At 75.9% G+C, this 1972-nt stretch carries 1 protein-coding gene; it reads left to right on the top strand.

Going from position 1 to position 1972, the window contains the following annotated elements; all coding sequences use genetic code 11:
* Window positions 1-413 precede the first annotated feature (413 nt).
* Window positions 414-1972: hypothetical protein (locus K4G64_RS39110; protein WP_221760595.1), on the top strand; the 1559-nt coding region annotated here is incomplete at its 3' end.

A 1972-nucleotide genomic window follows, 5' to 3' on the forward strand; every position in this document is an offset into this window, starting at 1 on the left:
GTGAGGCCCCCCGTGAGGCCCCCCGTGAGGCCTTCCTTTCCCGAGCGGCCGGAGCGGTGAAATCATCCCGCCGCCGATGAACCCCCCAGGCCCCGGATCCGTCTCAGGATCCGGGGCCTGCACCATGCGAGGGGCGGGGGCTCGTATACCCGGGCTCATATACGGGGGCTTGTATACGAAGGGCGGGAGCCAAACGCTCGTTTTCCGTCATCCACCTCTCCCCAAAGCCATTCCATCGAGTGACCGATGCCCTTTCCGGCTGACGGGGGGCGGAGCCCCAACTAGGGTGCGGCGCAAGCGTTCCGGCACTTGGCCCACCGGCATTGCGATGTCAGTGACGGGTGCCACAGTGGGGGAGTGAGCAAGGGCAGCGTCGGGTCAACGGGGAGGGGGTGAGGTCGGTTGTGACCGGAATGGGTGTGGAGGCAGGCGCGCAGGCGGCGCGAGCACGGGCACTGGCCGTGCTGCGCATCCGCAGCCGTGCCCTGGCCGTCGCCCTGCTGCCGGCCGCAGTCGCCGTGATCCTGCTCGCGGGCGCGGTCGGCGACCGTCTCGAGGGTCCGGTCTGGGACGCGGCCCGCTGGGTGCTGACGCCGTTCGCGGTCCTGGTGCTGCTGGCCGCCGCAGGAATCGCCCTGGTCGTCGCCCGGGCCCGGCCCGCCATGAGCCCGACCGTCCCGGTCACCGAGGAGGCGGCCCCCGATCTGTACCGGATGGTCCGCGACCTCGCCGACCGCCTCGACGTCCCCGCGCCCTCCGCGATAGCGCTCACCCCGGACTGCGACAGCTGGCTGGAGGACCGAACCCACCCGGCCCACGCCCCGCCCCCGGTCGAGGAGCACCGCGACATCGCGGGAGCGGGCAAGCAGGTGCACCGCCGGCATCCCGTGGCACCGGTCCTGGTCATCGGCTCCCCGTTCCTGTGGTGGATGCGGGTCGGCGAGCTGCGCGCGGTCCTCGCCCCGGTCATCGCCGGTACGGGCCCCTCGGCCCACCCGGACATAGCCGCGGCCCGGCGTTTCGTCCGGGGCCTGGACGCCGCGGTGGCCGTGGCCTCGGAGCCCCGGCGTAACCCGGTGTCGCGGGCGGTGCTCGCCGGGGTCGGGTGGGTCGCCCGGCTTCTGCTGCGCAGCTGCCGGGTCCATGCCGCCGAGCTGGAGCGGGGCGTGGCGGCCGCGGCGGCCGAGCGTGCACAGGCTGTGGATTACGGACTGCGGATCGTCGCCCAGGAGCAGGTGGGCCTGGCGTACGCGGGCTGGGACCGGCTGCTGACCCGGGTCGCGCTGCCCGCCTGGCGGATGGGCCGCTGGCCGTCTCGGCTGGACGCCGGTGTGGTCGCGGCGCTCACGGAGCTGTCCCGGCGCGACCGCCTGGCCGAGGGCTTCGCGTCCCGGCTCGGCGAGCGGCCCGCCTGCGACCTGCTGGAGGAGCCGGGCACGGTCGACGAGGCCGCCTCCCTGCTCGCCGCCCGCCTCTTCCACGGCGGCCCCGCCGGGCCCGGCCCCGACTGGTCGCCGGTGGACTGGAGCGAGTACCCGGACGAGGTCGTGGACCGCAAGTGGCGCCTCGACGCGGCCCGTCTCCACCGCGTCCTGGACGCGATGGGCGTCCGCCCCGCCACCGGCCCCACGGCTCCCGCCACCGTCGCCCCGACCCTGTCCCGCGTCCTGGACCACCTCACGGACACGGGCCCCGCGTGGACGGCCGGGACCACCGGAGCGACCGGTCCCGCAGCGGGCTCGACCGGCCTCGGGCCGGACACGGCGGGCTCGACCGGCCTCGGGCCGGACACGGCGGGCTCGACCGGCCTCGGGCCGGACGTGCCGGACCCCGCACCACCCGAAGCCGCCGGCCCGGCCCCCGGCAGACGGGACCCCCTCGACGACGAGGACCTCGCGGGTACGACGGCCCCCAGCGCCACCCTCGCGGCCCGCCTCAGCGCCGAACTGGCCCGCGAGGAGGCCGCCCCCTC

The organism is Streptomyces sp. WAC04114 (assembly GCF_019733245.1).
GTDB lineage: Bacteria > Actinomycetota > Actinomycetes > Streptomycetales > Streptomycetaceae > Streptomyces > Streptomyces massasporeus_A.